At 62.4% G+C, this 18,007-nt stretch carries 12 protein-coding genes, 1 tRNA gene and 2 pseudogenes; 6 read left to right on the top strand and 9 right to left on the bottom strand.

The genetic code is table 11. The features are described 5' to 3' along the window. A pseudogene (locus tag U7114_RS05195) lies at positions 1 to 376 on the bottom strand (pyruvate dehydrogenase (acetyl-transferring), homodimeric type); the annotation flags it as partial. 296 nt (positions 377 to 672) lie between these two features. On the opposite strand from U7114_RS05195, the gene U7114_RS05200 reads away from it, so the two are divergent. From U7114_RS05200 to U7114_RS05210, 3 genes are read left to right on the top strand one after another with little or no spacing between them, the layout of a single operon-like run. Then, positions 673 to 2,241 (top strand): NCS1 family nucleobase:cation symporter-1, encoded by a 1,569-nt coding sequence (locus U7114_RS05200; protein ID WP_323056698.1) that lies wholly within the window; start codon positions 673 to 675, stop codon positions 2,239 to 2,241. A 10-nt stretch (positions 2,242 to 2,251) separates the two neighbouring features. Then, positions 2,252 to 3,019, top strand: a complete 768-nt coding sequence (locus tag U7114_RS05205) for an aspartate/glutamate racemase family protein (protein WP_157241080.1) — start codon at positions 2,252 to 2,254, stop codon at positions 3,017 to 3,019. A 24-nt stretch (positions 3,020 to 3,043) separates the two neighbouring features. After that, a complete protein-coding gene (locus U7114_RS05210) occupies positions 3,044 to 3,805 on the top strand; it encodes an SDR family oxidoreductase (protein WP_157241082.1) in 762 nt (253 codons plus the stop codon). Between the two features lie 6 nt (positions 3,806 to 3,811). On the opposite strand, the gene U7114_RS05215 is transcribed toward U7114_RS05210, so the two are convergent. From U7114_RS05215 to U7114_RS05225, 3 genes are read right to left on the bottom strand one after another with little or no spacing between them, the layout of a single operon-like run. Continuing rightward, positions 3,812 to 4,189 carry a sterol carrier family protein gene (locus U7114_RS05215; RefSeq protein WP_157241084.1) on the bottom strand — a complete coding sequence of 126 codons (378 nt, stop codon included), beginning with the start codon at positions 4,187 to 4,189 and terminating at the stop codon, positions 3,812 to 3,814. Between the two features lie 58 nt (positions 4,190 to 4,247). Continuing rightward, positions 4,248 to 5,264: an asparaginase gene (locus tag U7114_RS05220; protein ID WP_157241085.1), complete on the bottom strand. Its 1,017-nt coding sequence runs from the start codon at positions 5,262 to 5,264 to the stop codon at positions 4,248 to 4,250. A 46-nt stretch (positions 5,265 to 5,310) separates the two neighbouring features. Beyond that, positions 5,311 to 6,885 carry a molybdopterin-dependent oxidoreductase gene (locus U7114_RS05225; protein ID WP_157241087.1) on the bottom strand — a complete coding sequence of 525 codons (1,575 nt, stop codon included), beginning with the start codon at positions 6,883 to 6,885 and terminating at the stop codon, positions 5,311 to 5,313. 125 nt (positions 6,886 to 7,010) lie between these two features. Between U7114_RS05225 and purD the strand changes: the two genes are divergently transcribed. After that, positions 7,011 to 8,327: a phosphoribosylamine--glycine ligase gene (purD, locus tag U7114_RS05230; RefSeq protein WP_323056995.1), complete on the top strand. Its 1,317-nt coding sequence runs from the start codon at positions 7,011 to 7,013 to the stop codon at positions 8,325 to 8,327. A gap of 1 nt (position 8,328) precedes the next feature. After that, positions 8,329 to 9,267 (top strand): phosphoribosylaminoimidazolesuccinocarboxamide synthase, encoded by a 939-nt coding sequence (locus tag U7114_RS05235; RefSeq protein ID WP_157241089.1) that lies wholly within the window; start codon positions 8,329 to 8,331, stop codon positions 9,265 to 9,267. 36 nt (positions 9,268 to 9,303) lie between these two features. On the opposite strand, the gene U7114_RS05240 is transcribed toward U7114_RS05235, so the two are convergent. Continuing rightward, positions 9,304 to 10,569 carry a helix-turn-helix transcriptional regulator gene (locus U7114_RS05240; RefSeq protein WP_321214406.1) on the bottom strand — a complete coding sequence of 422 codons (1,266 nt, stop codon included), beginning with the start codon at positions 10,567 to 10,569 and terminating at the stop codon, positions 9,304 to 9,306. A 128-nt stretch (positions 10,570 to 10,697) separates the two neighbouring features. Between U7114_RS05240 and U7114_RS05245 the strand changes: the two genes are divergently transcribed. After that, complete coding sequence (locus U7114_RS05245; RefSeq protein WP_323056699.1) at positions 10,698 to 10,925, top strand: hypothetical protein; 228 nt, start codon at positions 10,698 to 10,700, stop codon at positions 10,923 to 10,925. Positions 10,926 to 11,557: 632 nt separating this feature from the next. Here U7114_RS05245 and U7114_RS05250 read toward each other — a convergent pair. The 4 genes and pseudogenes from U7114_RS05250 to U7114_RS05265 form a co-directional block, all read right to left on the bottom strand. Then, a complete protein-coding gene (locus U7114_RS05250) occupies positions 11,558 to 16,018 on the bottom strand; it encodes a hypothetical protein (RefSeq protein WP_323056700.1) in 4,461 nt (1,486 codons plus the stop codon). A 68-nt stretch (positions 16,019 to 16,086) separates the two neighbouring features. After that, a pseudogene (locus tag U7114_RS05255) lies at positions 16,087 to 17,136 on the bottom strand (M48 family metallopeptidase). Next, positions 17,129 to 17,686, bottom strand: coding sequence for a hypothetical protein (locus U7114_RS05260; protein ID WP_323056701.1), 558 nt, complete (start codon positions 17,684 to 17,686; stop codon positions 17,129 to 17,131). The pseudogene U7114_RS05255 and the gene U7114_RS05260 overlap by 8 nt, the downstream one beginning before the upstream one ends. A gap of 175 nt (positions 17,687 to 17,861) precedes the next feature. After that, positions 17,862 to 17,938, bottom strand: a tRNA-Pro gene (locus tag U7114_RS05265). Positions 17,939 to 18,007: the final 69 nt, after the last annotated feature.

Genomic DNA, 18,007 nt, shown 5'->3' on the forward strand with positions numbered 1-18,007 from the left:
TGGAGATGTGTCCGCCCACGCCGATGTTCGCCCGCTGGGCCCGGTGGACCATCACCGCAGCGTTCCAGCGCATGTAGGCCCGGTAACGGCGCTCGAATTCCTCGTTGCCCGGGAATTCCGCTTCCTGGTCCATCGGGATGGTGTTCACGTAATCGGTGGTGGTCACCATCGGCACCCCGACGCTCTGCGCGCCGGCACGCTGCAGCAGGCTCCGCATGATGAATTGGGCACGCTCGGTGCCCTGTTCCCTGATCAATGCATCCAGGGACTCAACCCACTCGGCGGTCTCTTCGGGATCACGATCAGGCAGCTGGTTAGTCAACCCGCTGAGGATATGGGAGGTATCTTCTCCTGCAGCCACGGCAGCCTCTTTCATCTTTGAATGCTGGGCACTTGTTTTCATAATGTGGGAAAACATTATTGCTATACGAGATTAGTGAGCCGGTCACGGCCGGTCAAACGCTCCCGCCCCTTCACTCCGGGAAGAAGGCCGCCCGGCGGGAAGATCGCATTTGTGACTGGCGCCGTTCGCTGGGCACCTTGACGGCGGGTGATCCACGTCATAACCTTTTTTCACCATTCAATATCAAGATTTCGCAATACGGAATAACAGAACCGGCCTGTCCAGCCAGGGCTCACCGCAGCGAAACCTTTCCAGAACTGGAGTTCCCCATGCAGGCCCCTCCCCCGACGGGCGTTGATATGGCTCCTGACCTGACAACGCCGTCAGATTCCTCAGCCCACTCCGCCGAACGTGTCGAAGCCCTGTGCGAATCAGCCAGCGCAGCATCAGGGCAGGCCATCAGCCCCACCCTTTACAACGCGGACCTTGCCCCCACCAAGCGTGCCGGCCGCAGCTGGTCCGGCTACAGCATCTTCACCCTGTGGGCCAATGATGTCCACAGCCTCGGAAACTACGCCTTTGCCATCGGACTCTTCGCCCTGGGCCTTGGCGGCTGGCAGATACTGCTGGCACTCGGCATCGGAGCCGCCCTGCTCTTCGGCCTCCTGAACCTCTCCGGATTCATGGGCGTCAAAACCGGCGTCCCATTCCCGGTGATGAGCAGGATCAGCTTCGGCATCCGCGGCGCCCAAATCGCCAGCCTGCTCCGCGGCGCCGTCGCCGTGGCCTGGTTCGGCATCCAGCCCTACCTGGCCTCGGTGGTCTTCCGGGTGATGCTCGTGGCCGTGTTCCCGCCCCTCGGTGAGCTGGACAAGGACTCCATCCTGGGGCTGTCCACCCTGGGATGGATCGCGTTCATCATCCTTTGGGTTGTCCAGCTGGTCATCGTGAGCTTCGGCATGGAAATGATCCGTAAGTATGAGGCCTTCGCAGGCCCGATCATCCTGGTCACCATGGCCGCCATCGCCGTCTGGATCTTCATGGAAGCGGGCGGCGCCATTGCCTGGTCCTCGGACAACGCCCTCGAAGGGCCGCAAATGTGGCTGACAATCTTCGCCGGCGGCGCCCTCTGGGTCTCCATCTACGGCACATTCGTCCTGAACTTCTGCGACTTCACCCGGTCCGCCGTCTCCAAGAAGGCCGTGGTCAGCGGAAACTTCTGGGGCATTCCCATCAACATGCTCGTCTTCGGCGCCATCGTCGTCGTGATGGCGGGAGGGCAGTTCAAAATCAACGGCACCATCATCGAGAGCCCCTCGGACATCGTCCAGACCATCCCCAACACGCTCTTCCTGGTCCTGGCATGCCTGGCCCTGCTGATCCTGACCATCGCGGTGAACCTCATGGCCAACTTCGTGGCTCCGGTCTATGCCCTCACCAACCTGTTCCCCAAACACCTGGACTTCCGCAAGGCTGCCATCGTCAGCGCCGTCATCGGCCTGGTCATCCTGCCCTGGAACCTCTACAACAACCCGCTGGTGATCGTGTACTTCCTCGGGGGCCTCGGCGCCCTGCTTGGCCCGCTGTTCGGCGTCGTGATGGCTGACTACTGGCTGATCCGCCGCGGCAAGGTCAACGTTCCCGAGCTGTACACCGCATCTGCTGCCGGCGCCTACTACTACAAGAACGGCGTCAACCCCAGGGCCATCATCGCCATGGTGCCGGCCGCCGTCCTGGCGCTCCTCATCGCCTTCATCCCGGCGCTGGCGGCGGCAGCACCGTTCGCCTGGTTCTTCGCCGCCGGCATCGCAGCCGTTGTGTACTTCTTCATCGCGGACCGCTCGCAGCGGCTCGAAGACCGCGACGGCGAGGCCATCGCCGTCGCCAGCAAACACTAAGGATCCCCTGATGCGCATACTCGTTGCGAACGTCAACACCACCCAGTCCATGACGGATTCCATTGCGGCCCAGGCCCGCAGCATCGCGGCACCGGGCACGGAGATCGTTGGCATCACGCCGCGGTTCGGGGCGGACTCCTGCGAAGGCAACTTCGAGAGCTACCTGGCAGCCATCGCTGTGATGGACGCCGTGACTTCCTACCCGGAACCGTTCGACGCCGTCGTCCAGGCAGGCTACGGCGAGCACGGACGGGAGGGGCTGCAGGAGCTGCTGGACGTCCCGGTGGTGGACATCACCGAAGCCGCAGCCAGCACGGCGATGTTCCTGGGCCACAAGTACTCCGTGGTCACCACCCTGGACCGTACCGTTCCGCTGATTGAAGACCGGCTCAAGCTGGCGGGGCTGGATGCCAGGTGCGCCTCGGTGCGGGCCAGCGGCATGGCGGTCCTGGAACTTGAGGAGGAACCGGAACGGGCCGTGGAAGCCATCATCAGCCAGGCCATGCAGGCCGTCACGCAGGACAAGGCCGAAGTGATTGTCCTCGGCTGCGGCGGCATGGCCGGCCTGGACGAGCAGATCCGGCAGCGGGCGGGCGTGCCCGTGGTGGACGGTGTCGCGTCGGCCGTGGCCATCGCTGAATCGCTGGTCCGCATGCGGCTGTCCACTTCCAAGGTGCGGACCTACGCTGCGCCCCGGCCCAAGACCGTCATAGGCTGGCCGCTGAACAGCGCGGGAGTCGCGGCACCTCTCGAGGCTGCAGCGTCCACCGACGCGTAGCGACCGGCAGTACAGGAGAAGACTTTGAACCAGTTCCAGCAACCGGGGCGCGTAGCAGTCGTCACCGGAGCGGGTTCCGGAATTGGCCGTGCAGTGGCGCGCCTTCTCCTGGCCGACGGCTACGCCGTCGCCCTCGCCGGGCGGCGGGAACAACAGCTTGCCGAGACGGCGGACGGCCATCCGAACGCCCTGCCGGTCACCTGTGACGTCACCCGGCCCCACGACGTCGAGAATCTTTTCGAGGCCACCCGCCAAAAGTGGGGCCGGGTGGACGTTCTGTTCAACAATGCCGGGGTGTTCGGCCCGGCGGCCAGCGTGGACGAAATCTCGCTGGAGGACTGGAACGCCACCCTGGCAGTGAACCTCACAGGCTCCATGCTGTGCGCCGCAGCCGCTGTGAGGGCCATGAAGGCGCAGGATCCGCAGGGCGGGCGGATCATCAACAACGGCTCCATCTCCGCGCACTCGCCACGGCCCAAAACGGTAGCCTACGCCGTCACCAAGCATGCCATGACAGGGTTGACCAAGAGCATCGAGCTGGACGGGCGGGGCTTCGGGATCACGTGCGGGCAGATCGACATCGGCAACACGGCCACGGAGATCATGGACACCATCGGCGTGGGTGCCGGGGCGCTCCAGGCTGACGGCAGCCGGCGGGTTGAACCCACCTTCCCCGTGGAGGACGCCGCCCGTGCCGTCCTGATGATGGCCAACATGCCGCCCACAGCCAATGTGGGGTCCGTGGTGGTCACCGCTGCCGGCATGCCGTTCATCGGCCGCGGCTGAGCCCGGCTACAGCGGGAGCAGTGCCGAGAGGTCGGCCCGGAGTCCGGAGGCAGCAACCTTGTGCGCGGCCACCGCATCCGCCCAGCCCAACCGGCCTGTAACCATCGCAAGCCAGGTGGCGGCGTCGCACTCTATGACGTTGGGCGGGGTGCCGCGCGTATGCCGCGGACCTTCCACGCACTGGGTGACGCCGAACGGCGGCACCCGCACCTCCACGGAATTGCCCGGTGCCCGCGCTGTGACCTCCTCAAGCGTGTAGCGCACCGCAGTGGCCAGGATGCTTCGCGGGACAGGAACGTCCGACGACGGGCCGGCGGCTTCCTGCCAGGCGGCGAGGGCGGCGGCGCCTTCCTCCGGGTCGATACGACGGCGGGCAACAGCCATGGATCCGGCTTCCTTCACGTTGGGGTTGGCGATAAGGAGAACTTCGAGCGGCAGGAGCCTAGTCCAGCAGCGCCGACACTGCGGGACCCAGCCGAATTTTGCCAACAGGTTTTCCGCCGCCCAGCACAGGGTCAACCACTTTTTCCAACACGCTGGCAACCCCGGGAATCTCCACTGCACCGGCCGCGGCCAGGAGGGTCAAGGCCACCAGCGAGGTGGCACGGACGTTCCCGTCCAGGATCTTCACGGCTACGGAAACACCCTGTGGGGTGGCCATGGCCAGGACGCCTTCCGCACCGATCTTCGCGATGATCTCCAGCTCGTCCATGACCAGTGTGTTGGCCTCGCCCCGTCCCTGGACCGCCCAGGGGTAGTCCAGCATGGACGTTGCAATGGTGGCAGCCCGGGCGCTGAAGCTCTGGTCGCCCGGGGCTTTCGCCAGCAGCGAGTACCCCCTGGCCAGTCCCTTGAGGGAAACTGCCGCCACCGGAGCGCCGCAGCCATCGATGCCCAGGTGGGCGATCTTCTCGCCCGTGTATTCCTCGATGACGGTGCGCACCCGCTGCTGCAGCGGGTGGTTGGGCTCAAGGTAGCTGTGGGTATCCCAGCCGTTTTCGGTGCATGCCCAGAGGAAGGCCGCGTGCTTGCCGGAACAGTTGCAGGCAAGCCTGGATTTTCCCCGCTCTGACCGCACCAGCCAGTTGCGGGCCGTCTCGTCCTGGGGCCAGGCCTCCGGGCATTGGAGCTGGTCCTCGCGGACCCCGGCTGCCTTGAGCATTCCTTCCACGACATCCATGTGGTCCAGGGAACCGGTATGGCTGCCACAGGCCACCGCCACCTGCGCGCCCCGCAGCGGGACGCCGGACTGCATGGATGCCAGGGCCTGGAACGGCTTCAGCGTGGACCTGGCGAAAATCGGGGTGTTGATGTCGCCCAGCTCAGTAACCACGGACCCGTCCGCAGCCAGGAGCACGGCAGAACCGATGTGCCGCGACTCCACAAAACCGCTCCGTTCGATCACGGCCAGTTCCACTGCGGAGTCCACGGTAAAGGTGGCATGCGGGTTGTGCGGCATGGTGCCAGTCTAGGGGCCGCCTGATGGAATGCGGCGGAAGGCCGCCCTACTCGACCGTGACCATCACGGACTGCCAGCCGGACGCGCCGTCGGGAACGGGGTCCGCGCGCCGGTCCGTCTGCACTTCGCCGGACCCGTCGGTGGCACGGACTTTGATGTAGTGCGGGCCGGGGGTCGCGTCCCACTGGTAGGACCACTGGCGCCAGGTAACCAGGGAAGCCTCTGCGGAAAGATCCGCGGCCGCCCAATCGCCGTCGTCCACCTGGATTTCCACTTTGGTGATGCCGCGCGTCTGGGCCCAGGCGGTGCCGCCCACGGCCACTCTTCCTGCGGGGACCTTGGCGAAGGACTTGGGGACGTCCACGCGGGCCATGGTCTTGATGGGGCCGCGTTCGGACCAGCCTCGCTCGGTCCAGTAGGCCTTGCTGTCGGCGAACCGGGTCACTTCGAGGTCCACCACCCACTTGGTGGCGGAGACAAAGCCGTACAGGCCCGGAACCACCATCCGCACGGGATAGCCGTGCTCCAGCGGCAGGGGCTCGCCATTCATGCCGATGGCCAGCATCGCGTCCCGGTCGTCCTGCAGCACCTCCAGCGGCGTGGAGGCGCTGAAGCCGTCAACGGACGTGGACAGCACCATGTCTGCGCCGTCCTTGGGCCTTGCCCGCTTCAGGACCTCCCGCAGCGGCAGGCCCAGCCATTTCGCGTTGCCGGCCAGGTTTCCGCCCACGGGATTGGACACGCAGGTGAGGGTGACGTGGGACTCGATCAGGTCGGCGTCGAGCAGGTCCTGGAAGGTGAGGCGGACCTCCTCCTCCACCAGGCCGTGGACCCGGAGCTCCCAGCTGTCCACGTCGATTTCGGGGATGCTCAGCGCTGTATCAATGCGGTAAAACTCCCCGTTGGGCGTCAGCCACGGCGCAACTCCGGCTACCGGTGACTGGACGCCGGCGGGAACGGCCGGCGCCGCCTTGGCCGGGGCGGGCAGCTTCAGGGCGTCCCGTGCCTGGAGGATGTTGCTGCGGGCCGCGCCCAGCAGCCGGCCTCCGGTGGCGGCCAAACCGGCAGCAGCCGCGGTGATCCCCGCTGCCGCGAAGAACCGCCGACGGCTGGTCCCCGGGTGTCCGTCAGGCTCAGCGGCCTTCGCGGGGGCTTCGGGCCACGCCGCCTGCCGCGGCATGCGATTCATCAGCAGCCGCAGGGCGGCCAGGCCGGCAAAGGTGCCCGCTACCGAGGGAAGGGCATCAGCCGGCGCGACGCCTGCCCGGGTCACCACGCTGGCGACGATGACCGCTCCCATGGCCAGGACCCCCAGCACGCCCAATGCCCAGCGCCGGTAGGCCACCACGCCCAGGACGCATGCCAGCACGGCAATGGTCAGGCCCATGCCCGCGAACAGTGCAGCTTTGTCATTGGTGCCGAAAGTAGCGATGGCGAAGTCCTTCAGCCAGGGCGGCGTGAAGTCGATGAAGGTCGATCCCAGGGCGATCAGCGGTGTGGCGCGGGCGGTGAAGAACGCGCCGAGCAGTTCGGCCACGGCGAGGACGACGGCGGCTGCCACCGCGCCTGCCAGCGCGGCCATGGCAGTGGGTCCTTTGGGCGAGTTCCTCAGCTTCTTCATGATGAGGATTCGGAGCGGCGCGGGCCGCGGATTGTCGCGGCGGCCCTCTACCGGAAAGAACCGCCGAATTGATCCGCCGACACAGCTTAGGAACGGGCAGGGTGCACGAAGTACCCTTGGAGACTGTGAAGGTACTCGTCATCGGCCCCGGAGGCCGCGAACACGCCATTGTCCGCTCCCTGCTCGCCGATCCCAACGTGTCCGAGGTCCACTCAGCTCCCGGCAACGCCGGCATCAGCAAGCTGGTCCCGACCCACAGCATCAACGCCAACGATCCCGACGCCGTCGCCGCCCTGGCCACCAAGCTCGCCGTGGACCTGGTGGTGGTGGGTCCCGAGGCGCCGCTCGCAGCAGGTGTGTCCGACGCTGTCCGCGAGGCCGGGATCCCCGTGTTCGGCCCCAGCAAGGCGGCCGCACAGCTTGAGGCCTCCAAGGCTTTCGCCAAGGAAATCATGGCGGAAGCCGGAGTGCCCACGGCCATGGCCATGGTGGCCACCAACGCGGAGGAAGCCGCCTCGGCCCTGGACACCTTCGGCGCCCCCTACGTGGTGAAGGATGACGGCCTGGCCGCGGGCAAGGGCGTGGTTGTCACCACGAACCGCGAGGAAGCCCTGGCCCACGCGCAGTCCTGCTTCGAAGCCGGCGGCTCGGTTGTCATCGAGGAGTTCCTGGACGGGCCCGAGGTGTCCCTGTTCGTTCTTTGCGACGGACACAACACCGTGGCACTTTCCCCGGCACAGGACTTCAAGCGGATCTTCGACAACGACGAAGGCCCCAACACCGGGGGCATGGGCGCGTACACTCCGCTGGAATGGGCGCCCGAGGGCCTGGTCCAGGAGGTTCTCGACCGCGTTGCCCAGCCCACCGTCAACGAAATGGCCAGCCGCGGCACCCCGTTTGTCGGCGTACTGTTCGTGGGGCTGGCCCTCACCTCGCGCGGCACCCGCGTCATCGAATTCAACGTCCGTTTCGGCGACCCGGAGACCCAGGCCGTCCTGGCCCGGCTCAAGACGCCCCTTGGTGCCCTGCTGCTGGCGGCCGCCAGGGGCGAACTCGACAAGGCAGAAGAGCTGCGGTGGGCGAAGGAAACTGCCGTCGCCGTCGTCATTGCGTCCGAAAACTACCCGGACACTCCGCGCACCGGGGACCGAATCCGCGGGCTCAAGAAGGCGGAGGAACTGGAAGGCGTACACATCATCCACGCCGGCACCTCCTTCGACGAGGACGGTAAAGTGGTGTCCGCCGGCGGACGCGTGCTCGCCGTCGTCGCGCTGGGCAGCGACCTGGTGGAGGCGCGTGAAAGGGCGTACGACGGCGTGGAACTGATCCAGCTCGATGGCGCGCAGTTCCGTACGGACATCGGCGGCAAGGCCGCCCGCGGGGAAGTGAAGGTCCCCTTTAATGCCAGTGCATCCCTCCACAGGACCGAGACGAAGGCCTAGCATGAGCAACGTTCCAGCATCCCGCGGTTTCAGCACCACGGCCCCCGAACTGCCCGGATGGACCCATGTCTACTCGGGGAAAGTCAGGGACCTGTACGAGCCGGCGGACGAGTCCATCCTGCAGCGCGTCGGCCAGGACTGTGTGCTGGTGGTGGCCAGCGACCGGATCAGCGCGTTTGACCATGTCCTGTCCAGCGGGATTCCGGACAAGGGGCGCATCCTCACCCAGTTGAGCCTGTGGTGGTTTGACCAGCTGGACGTGGAACACCACGTACTGGGATCCACCGTGGAGGACGGCGTCCCCGCCGCGGTGGAGGGCCGGGCCATGATCTGCAAGAAGCTGGACATGTTTCCGGTGGAATGCATCGCCCGCGGCTACCTCACCGGCTCCGGCCTGGAGGAATACAAAGCTTCGGGGACCGTGTGCAGCATTCCGCTGCCGGAGGGACTGGTGGACGGTTCGCGCCTGGACCACGCCATCTTCACACCCTCGGCCAAGGCGGAGGTGGGGAAGCACGACGAGAACATCACCTACGACGCCGTGGTGGCCATGGTGGGCGACGACATCGCTGGACGACTGAGCGAGCTCACCTTGAAGATCTACTCCACTGCCGAAAAGATCGCCCGGGAGCGTGGCATCATCCTGGCAGACACCAAAGTGGAATTCGGCTACGACGCCGTTTCGGGGTCGATCACGCTTGGCGACGAGGTCCTGACACCGGATTCCTCACGGTTCTGGGACGCCGCAACATACCAGCCGGGCAGTGCGCAGCCTTCCTTTGACAAGCAGTACGTCCGGGATTGGCTCACATCGGACGAATCGGGCTGGGACAGGTCCTCGGACACCCCTCCGCCGGCCCTGCCGGCCGAGGTCATCGAGCGCACCCGCAGCCGCTACGTTGAGGCGTACGAGAAACTCACGGGGAAAACCTTCGCCTGACGGAGCCCCAGCGGCTCCCGGCGAACGGCGTGCCGGCTAGCTTGCCTTCGCAGCGGCCGCGGCGCGCCGCTGGGCCAGCTTTATTTCCAGGACCGCGTCCATTGCCTGCTGGACGCGGTCAGCGGCTCCCGCGGCGCTGAAGGCTTTCTGCGCTTCTTCGAGGTGCACCAGGGCTTCTTCTGCCTCGCCCGCGGCCTTAAGGGACTTCCCCAGCAGCAAAGACACTTCCCCGGCGGTGTGCTTCGCAAGGTTGTCCCGCTCGGCATGGATTTCCCGGAGCTTCTCGACGGCGGCAACGATGTCCCCGGTCAGGTACAGCCACCGGGCGCGGATGAAGGCAACTTCCAGCTCATCACTCTTGGTGCCGCTGACGATTGAAAAAGCAAGCTCGGCCCGCTCAATGGATGACAGCGTTTCAGGCTCCACAATTCCGGAGGACAGCCGTACCGCGGCGGACGCTTTATTGAAACGGGCCCACAGCTCGATGTCATTTGCCGGTGACAGCAGTTTCGCTGCCCGTTCGTGGTGTTTGACGCCCTCCACATAGTCGTGGCGCATAAACGCCACATTGCCGATGACCCAGGCCACCTCGCCGGCCAGCTGGGACATCGCGTGCTCATCCACCTGGGCGAGCAATTCCTGGCAGTACTTCCACGCCTCATTGAGGCGGCCGCTTTCGGCCAATGCACCGATCAGGGCCCGGAGCGCGCCGATGGTGATCACTGAGCCCCTGGGCAACTGCTCCGCGAAGGCCACTGCCTCCGTTGCATGCTCCACGGCAGCCGTCAGCTGGCCCTGGCGCTGGCACACAACCGCGAGCATCTGCCGGGCACGCGCGCCCAGCCCCACGGATTCCCTGGCCATCGGGTGCTCGAGCAGCCTTTCCACAAGCTCCCTGCACTCCAGCAGGTCGCCGTGCTTCAGCAGGCACTCGGCCTGCATATAGCTCATGTTCCACCAGGCGCTGGTGTTTCGTCCGTCCAGGGCTATCTGCGCTGCTGAAGCCGCATGGCTGGCGGCGAGGGGATAGTCCCTCAGGTCCCAGGCCTGGCGGGCGTAGAGCCCTGCAAGTACGTACTCGGCGTCGCTGACCGAGATGGGCTGGCTCCATGCCTCCAAGGCCTTCGGTGCAAGCTCCAGCCTGCGTGCCAGTTCTTCAATGACCTCCGCAGTTGGTTCCCTGCGGCCTGTTTCGAGTAGGGAAATGTAGCTGGGTGAATACAGGTCCTTGCCCAGTTCCGCCTGTGTCAGCCCCCGATCGAGCCTCTCCGCCCGGAGCTTCTCCCCGAATCCGTTGCCCACAGGACTCCTCCTTTCTCCACAGGTTTCCCATTGGCGCTTGACAGCCGCTGTGGAAAACATTTTACAATGTATGTCAACAAGGACAGTGCTGGCTTTGTAACGAATCCGACTCGTATTGAGGAACTTATATGTTGAAGAAGATTGCAGCTGCAGCCGCCTTGGCTGGAGCCTTAGCGTTTTCTGCGGCGGCTCCGGCTGTCCTGTCTGCAGGTTCCATTGCCGACACGGAACGAGTGGCTGTAGCCGGAACCGGAAACTGGCCGGATCCCGTCTCCAAGGAGACCAAGGGCAAGAAGGCCGACAGCACCGAAACCAGCTACACCACCTACACGGGCAACTGGCCCGACCCGGTGTAAACAAGCTTCCTCACACAGGAGGCGAGGAAAGCCCCGGAGCATCCACTCCGGGGCTTTTCCTTTACCAAAAAGTTACCGATGCTCCGGATTCCAGGCAACATAAAAGAGGGCCTCCGTAAGGAGACCCTCTTCAGTTGTGGTCGAGGTCCTAGGATGTTACTCGAACCGGGCCAGATGGACCGTCGACAGGTTCGATGCCATTCACCAACGCCTAGGATCAGATCGATGCAGGGAAGCTCCACCGTCCTGCCGCTAACTCAGCGATATCGCCTGACGGATCGCTTCACGCCTGACGAACTCCGTCAGCTTGTCGCTCGCTACCAAGCCGGTGAAATGAGCACGACGCTGGCTCGGGAGCAGGTATCGCCAAATCGACATTCCTCCGACTGCTCGCCGAGTATGGCGTCGGCACCAGACCTCGCGGCCTGACCCCGGCCAAAGAGAAAGAGATTCTCCGGCTCCGTAAAGGGGATGGTTATCCGCGAAATCGCTAAGCGCGTTGGCTGTAGCTATGACGCTGCCCGACTGTTTCTCCTGGCCAGTAGAGCGGACTAGTGCTCCGATCGGTCGTCAAAGATCCTGCGCAGCCTATGTGACGCGCATACAAGCACAGGTTTGTTTGTCTACGGTTTCTACAGCCGCTCAGCTTCGGCAATTGCGGTATCTACGCCGTATACGCCGAGCTCAAGGAGGGTGTCAAGCACGTCGAGCAGTGCCGCGCGATGGCCTCTGCTACGAGATTGGGCCAAGCCACGGACTACAAGCTCGCTGATGTAATGCGCGTCGCCAGCGGCACCGGTCCTGATGTCTTTGGCATCACTGCCAAAGACGGAAATGAACTGTTGCGACGCTTTCAAAACGAGTTCATCAATCTTGTCTGGCGCGTGCTGCAGTGTGATCAGTAGCTGCGGCGTGGCATGGTTGTAGGCCGGCGATTCAATGAGTGCGGTCAGCAGGCCAGCGAAGGGGCGTAGTGGACGGTCGCGTAGATGAGGAGCAACATTCGCGGCCGCCCTTAGGACTTCTTCATCGTCGTCATTCATTAGGTCGATGAGAGTAGAACTTGCAAGCTCAGCGTTCAATGTGCGGTCAACTCGATTGGCGCACATCTCCGCGGCCCCCTTGCGCGTCTTGGCGTCACCCGCCAACACTTGCCTCATCAAGTCCGGACGGCTCCATTCAAGGGCAGCGAATGCGGCGAGGGCCCCACCCGCCTCCCGCGCTTCTGCGTCGCGAGACTCGAGCATCCGTTGAATGACTGGGGCGATGATCTCTGGATCGACATTGCCAATGTAGAGCATTAATCGCTGCACCATCACTGCCGCCAAGATTCGATCGTCGGCATCGATCAACTTCTCGAACGCCGCGACGGCATCCGGACGAGCGTGTCGAAGTGATGCGGCCACCGTATGTGCTACACAAGAGCGGACGAAGAGCACTGGGTCGCTAGCGAGGGTGTCGAGATGCGGTCGGACGATCTCGGTTCGCTCGCCCTCAGCGTCATAGACCAGCAGATTGCCAAGCGTCTCGGCAAGACTGCCTCTCGCCGTGTTGATGGCGTTGTTGTGCATATCGGCAGCACTTCTGCCGTCGTCTCCCTCGCGAGTGAAAATTGGCGAGTCGTCTTCTGGGTCTGAGGACTGAAGTGCGCGATCGCGGAGAAGTTCGACTAGATCAATCGGCACGTCCCGGTAGTAGTGTCGCAGCGCGTTGCCAAGCCAACGGTCGACGTCATTATGCCCCAGGGACGCGATGTGTCGAACAGCGTCATAGATCAGAGGTGCCGTCTCGTCCGCGTGGTTGGCATCCGCGAAGCCCATGAGGATGCCATCGGCATAGGCTGCATTGTGTTCTGGTGTCAGCCTGAGTGCCAGACGTGCGAAGCGGTTTGGGTTGGCAGCAGTTTGCTGCCGTAGAACATGCGACAATTCGCGGGCTCCACCAGTGAAGGTACCCCAATTCGTTTCGTCAGATTTGTACTTGACTATGGCTTTGAGCCACTGCTCATCGGTCATCTTGCTGGCCGGTTCTGACCCGATTGGCGACCCGATAGTGCCGCTAATAATGCCCTGTGGCTTTGAAGGTTCGTCTTCCTGGAACCTTCGGCGATACTCTCCCAGCCGACGCACACCGGCTGGGCTTAGTCGCCGCTCCTCAAGGGCCGAAAGGAAGGTGAACGCACACCGTCCGGAGCTGAGTCGACTCTCGTGTTCATTACGCAGGTCGCGGAACTGGTCTTCAAGCTGCCGATGAAATTCATCGCTAAGGTGCGGAGCAATGGCTTTGACCAATTCACGCGCGGCCCAGTCCGAGTCTGACATGTACCCACAATCAAGACGAGCGCCGCCTTCAAAGATCAGGGTCGCTGCCCAGTCAGCGAAGTTGGCGGCACCGGCAGTAAGCGCGCGGTAGAGCAAGAACTGTGCCGCATCGTGAGGATCGGAGGCAAGTTCCTCAAGTAGCGCTTGAACTTCCGGACGTGGGGTCCGAGCAAGTGCTTCGAGTGCACGGATTGAGCCGGTGAAGAGCGCATCGTCAAGCTCTCTGTCATTTGGATCGTCGACATCAAACCGCGCGGAGAAGTGTCGGTCACGAATGGGGGCACCGCGCCGCGGCTCATAGGCCGTGGCGGCCATGACCCTAAGTAGATACGGTACGACCGCCTGGGCGAAAGCTAGAGGCTCGGCTGCGGCGGATTCACGCACCAGCTCTGCTGCGCCGTACTCGCGAAGATTGAGGAGAGCCACCTTCCCGCTGTTCTCAAGCATTAAACCTTCTGCGTGGTTAACAACACGTGCTTGGAGCAACTCAATCGCCCAAAGTGGCTTGTGCTTCGCGAGGTCATGGACCGATAGCCATAACTCATGATCAGCGGCATCGAAGCCACCTTCGACGACCGCCGCGAGTACTAGGTCGAATAGCGCACGACTCTCGTGGGCATCAGAGAACCGGGTGATCCAGCGCAGCCAATTGAGATACTCTGGCGCAGTTCGACGTGCACCTAGAAGCTCAGCGACTTCGCCCGGTGCTTCCTTGATAGCGCTTGCCATCAGATTTACTGCGCGTTGCTGAAGAGCTGGCTTTCCGCTATCAAGCCAGGCGGCGATCGTGTGGTCTTCGTAAAACCTTTTGAACCACGGAGCTCGGCGTGTGTGCAACCAAAGTTGCACCGCGAGCTGCGGCGCCGTTGCGGCAATCTCGAAGACCGCTTCGGCGTCCTCGCTGGTTGGAGCGCTCAGGTTCGAAAGGACTGCCAGCGCTGTCGCCTTGATGTGAAAGCGTATCTGTTCACTCGTCAACACGGCCGATGCTTCAACTCGGAAACGTTCGGGTTCGCGTTCATATAGGTGATGAAGGATCTGACGAACCTGAGCTCTGCGGAACAGCTCTTGCTCGTCCCGAAGCAGAAAGTCGACCAATGATTCTGATCGCGACACCCATTGTCGAGCAAACGCGTAGTCGAAGAACGTCTCGTGGAAGAATGCGATTCGGTCTCCTTCACGTGCCAGGACGTGCTCCGAAACGAGTACGTTCGCATCCTCGATCAGTTCACCGTCATCAAGGATCTCGACTGGAACGGAAAGCGTCTGGCGGTCACTCGCCGCGTTCGCGACCCGGCTTAGGACCTCGTTGAATCGCACATCAGCTCGCCTTGCGCGAGAAGTTTGTCGTTTACGTTCCCAGTAAGCCTCAAACAGCGAGCCCTTGGATTGAAACGCAAACGCTCCATCTTGCCCAGCGATAGTTTTGAGTAGAACGAGGTGCATTGGAGTTCGAAGGATCAATCGCTGCGAAGCAGTCAAGCGTGTGGGATCGAGACCCATGTCAGTGACGGCAGTGTTGACTACTTCATCAGAGAGAGGGCCAACCGACACCTTCGCCGTATCTGGTCGGTCAGTTAACGATCGGATCCGATAGTCGTTGTCGATGTCGAACTCCCGGCAGGCGAGGATGACGTTGACGTTCGACACCGACAATGCCTCTTTGATGAGGTCTGCAATGACATCAAAACTCTCGGGCATTCGTCCCGAAGCGAGGCTGACCGCATCAAGCTGGTCGATGACAAGAGTCGCGTCCCGGTTCTCGGCGGCCCTCGCTAACGCAACAGCCGGGGAGGTTTCTAATCCAATTTGTCGGCCTAAGTCCGTCGTCGACGCGAACGAGTCTAGGCGGTCAAGCCGAATCGCGAGTACTTCTGCGCCTGTCGCTTCAAGTAAAGCGATAGACTGCTCCAAAACGGAACTCTTGCCACCACCCGCCGTACCGGTGACAAAGCCCATCCGATAATCGCGAAGCACGTCTATTAGCTGAGCGGCCTCTGCACGCGTGATAGTGGGCTGGAGTAGTTCGCGACGGACCGACTCGCGCCAACTGTTGGTGAGGGCATGTACCTGCTCGCGTGCGCTCTGGTGGGAGGTAGCCTCAATGGGATGGATGCCTTGCCGGGCGAGCATCTCCCGAAGATCAGTGCCGGAAAGACGGCGGCCGAGGTTTTCGAGAAGGATGTCTCCGATCGCGAGCGCAATCAAATGTCCCGTAGCTCCACCCAAGTGACTTCCGGCGAACATCGCGTTCATTCGGACGATATCGTGTTCGTCCTGCACTGAGAACCACATGCCCCGCAAGGTGTCCCATGTCCTTTGTGGACTGCCAAGAATGCTCGCGGCGGATAACTGATCAAAGATATCGCGGAGCTTTTCTGTCAGCCAGGACTGGGTGAATGACGTCAGGTCAGACGACCTGCGGGCTCGCTCCGTCAGTTCCTGTAGTGGACGGTAAGGGACCAGGGATACGAAGTGAAACTCACGACCTGCCGCCACATGATTGGCCGCCGCCTCGAAGACGTGGAGGTCAGCAAGGGACTTCACAGTCCAGCTATTACTGCTTCCGTTCTGGCGCTTGAGCTGATGAACCTCGCTGGATGTACCGCTTTCAAAGGTGAACTCCGAACCCTTGCCGACTTCGATATCCACGTCTTCTAGAGTCAGTGAATGGCGGTCATCGGCGATGCAGTAGAGCGCATGCCGAATTGCCCATGCAGCCTCGTACTTGTTGCCCAGCTTGTCGGCTTCACCTCCCGGCCTCGGACTCACAGCGACTCCAACCTGCCGGTGGTCCGCGTTTCCGCGTACTCCATGCGCTCAGGCATCACCAGGCCTCCTCACCAAGGGCGCACCGTTGAGCAAATCGCGTCGGCTGCGCCAATCGGGGGGTGCTTGTCCACCAGGCTGGTGAAGCGCTCGCCGTGGTTGCGCTCGAAGTAATGAGCCATTTCGTGGACCACGATGTACTCCAGACAGTCGGGGTGCTTCTTGACTAGCTCAACGTTAACCTACAGATGACGCGTCTCGCGGTTGCATGAACCCCCTTTGGTCTTCATGCGGCGGATCGTCCATTTGGGCACTGACACTTCGAAGTTCTGTTCCCAGGTATCGACGAAGGTAGGAATGGCTTCGCGTAGTTGCTGTCGGTGCCATAGGTCGAGTGCAGCGCGGCGCTGTTCGGCCGTTGAATGGCTCGTCGTGTACAGCACAAGTCGTTCACCATCGATTTTGAAATGGGTGCGGCCCGGTCGTTCGACCACCTTCAGCCGATACCGCCGCCCCCAGATGTAGTGGGACTCACCGGTGACCATCTCACGTTCGGATTGACGAACAGCATCGCGAAGCTGCTGCCGCTGCTTCTTGATCCACGGCAATCGTTGTACCACTGCGAGTCTGACAGTGTCGTCATCCAGTCGCGTTGGCGCTGCCACGCGGACGCGGCCTAGGGGAGGGTAGACGGCGATATGCAGATTCTTGATGTTCTTATAGATGACATCGACATCGATGCCTGAAACCTTGAGATAGGCGCTAGCGGTACTCATTTCGGGCTTTACCAACTCAAAAAGTTCATCGAAGCGATCGAAGTCAGCCGGTAGGACGAGGCGGATGGCCCGGGCGACTTCCTCTTCTTTGAAGGTGTTGCCGACCCATTCATGCGGTTTGCTGGCATTGATGGCTGTATCAACTTGGATTGGTGTCGCAGGATCTGCCCAACCGAAGTCGACTATGGCTCGCTGTGCACCGTTTACCCCCCAAGCGGGGTAGATGGTGTCGGATTCCTTTGAACCGACCTTTTTTGCGTGTGTAATCAATTGCTCGAGGTACTTCTTGTAATCGAGAGCACCTTGTCGGCGTTGCTCGATGATCGCGTCAAGCAAGCTAGACATGTTCTCGTAGTACTTCGGGGTTCATCGCATTTTCATCGATGATGACTTTGCGGATGTTATTGGCGATGGTTTCGGCGACGGCCTCAGGGTCCTTCTTGATACCGCTGGGCAGCTTGTCGAGGGCGGCCGATCCCTGCTCAACAATGAGCTGCACAAGCCCGACATCCTGGAAGTCGGCGACCGCTTCGGAGGCATCGGCACGGATGTAGGTATCGAGTAGGAACCGCATGCCGGCTTCGTATTGCTTGAAGTCGACGTTCTCGCCAGCACCTAGCTTGACCTCGTCTCGAACGGCAACGTAATGGGCTACTTCCTTGGCGATTGACGATGTTTCATTTTCGTCGTACCCAGCTTCAGTCATGTCATTAGCGATGGCACCGTAGGTGCGCACTAGAGCCGCAACAGACTTGTAGAGCTCGACGCGCTTGGCTTCACCTTCTTCCTGCGATTCTTTGTCTATCAAGACGGTGCGGTTGGTGCTGATCTCAACGAACCGTTTGACGACATCTTCGCCGCCCAGACCGCCTTCCGCGCGTCCAAGACGCCGCATGCGGTACCTGGTCCAGGATCGTCCCAATCGTCCCAAATAGGGTCGTTCCCGGGCGATTCAGGCGTACTTGCCGCGCAATTCCGGGGAACCAAAAATGGCGCCGATTTCTCGACGCCATCTCTGTTTTTCAAACTAAAGTCGGTCTATTCAAACCATGGTTCGAATAAAGCGACTCTGGTCGGGATGACAGGATTTGAACCTGCGACCTCTTCGTCCCGAACGAAGCGCGCTACCAAGCTGCGCTACATCCCGATCCGCTGCAAAAGCAACTTTACAAGGATAGCCGATGCCGGGTCCCGATGCGAAATCCTCAGCCCGGAC

The organism is Pseudarthrobacter sp. C1, from assembly GCF_034720455.1.
Taxonomy (GTDB): Bacteria; Actinomycetota; Actinomycetes; order Actinomycetales; family Micrococcaceae; genus Arthrobacter.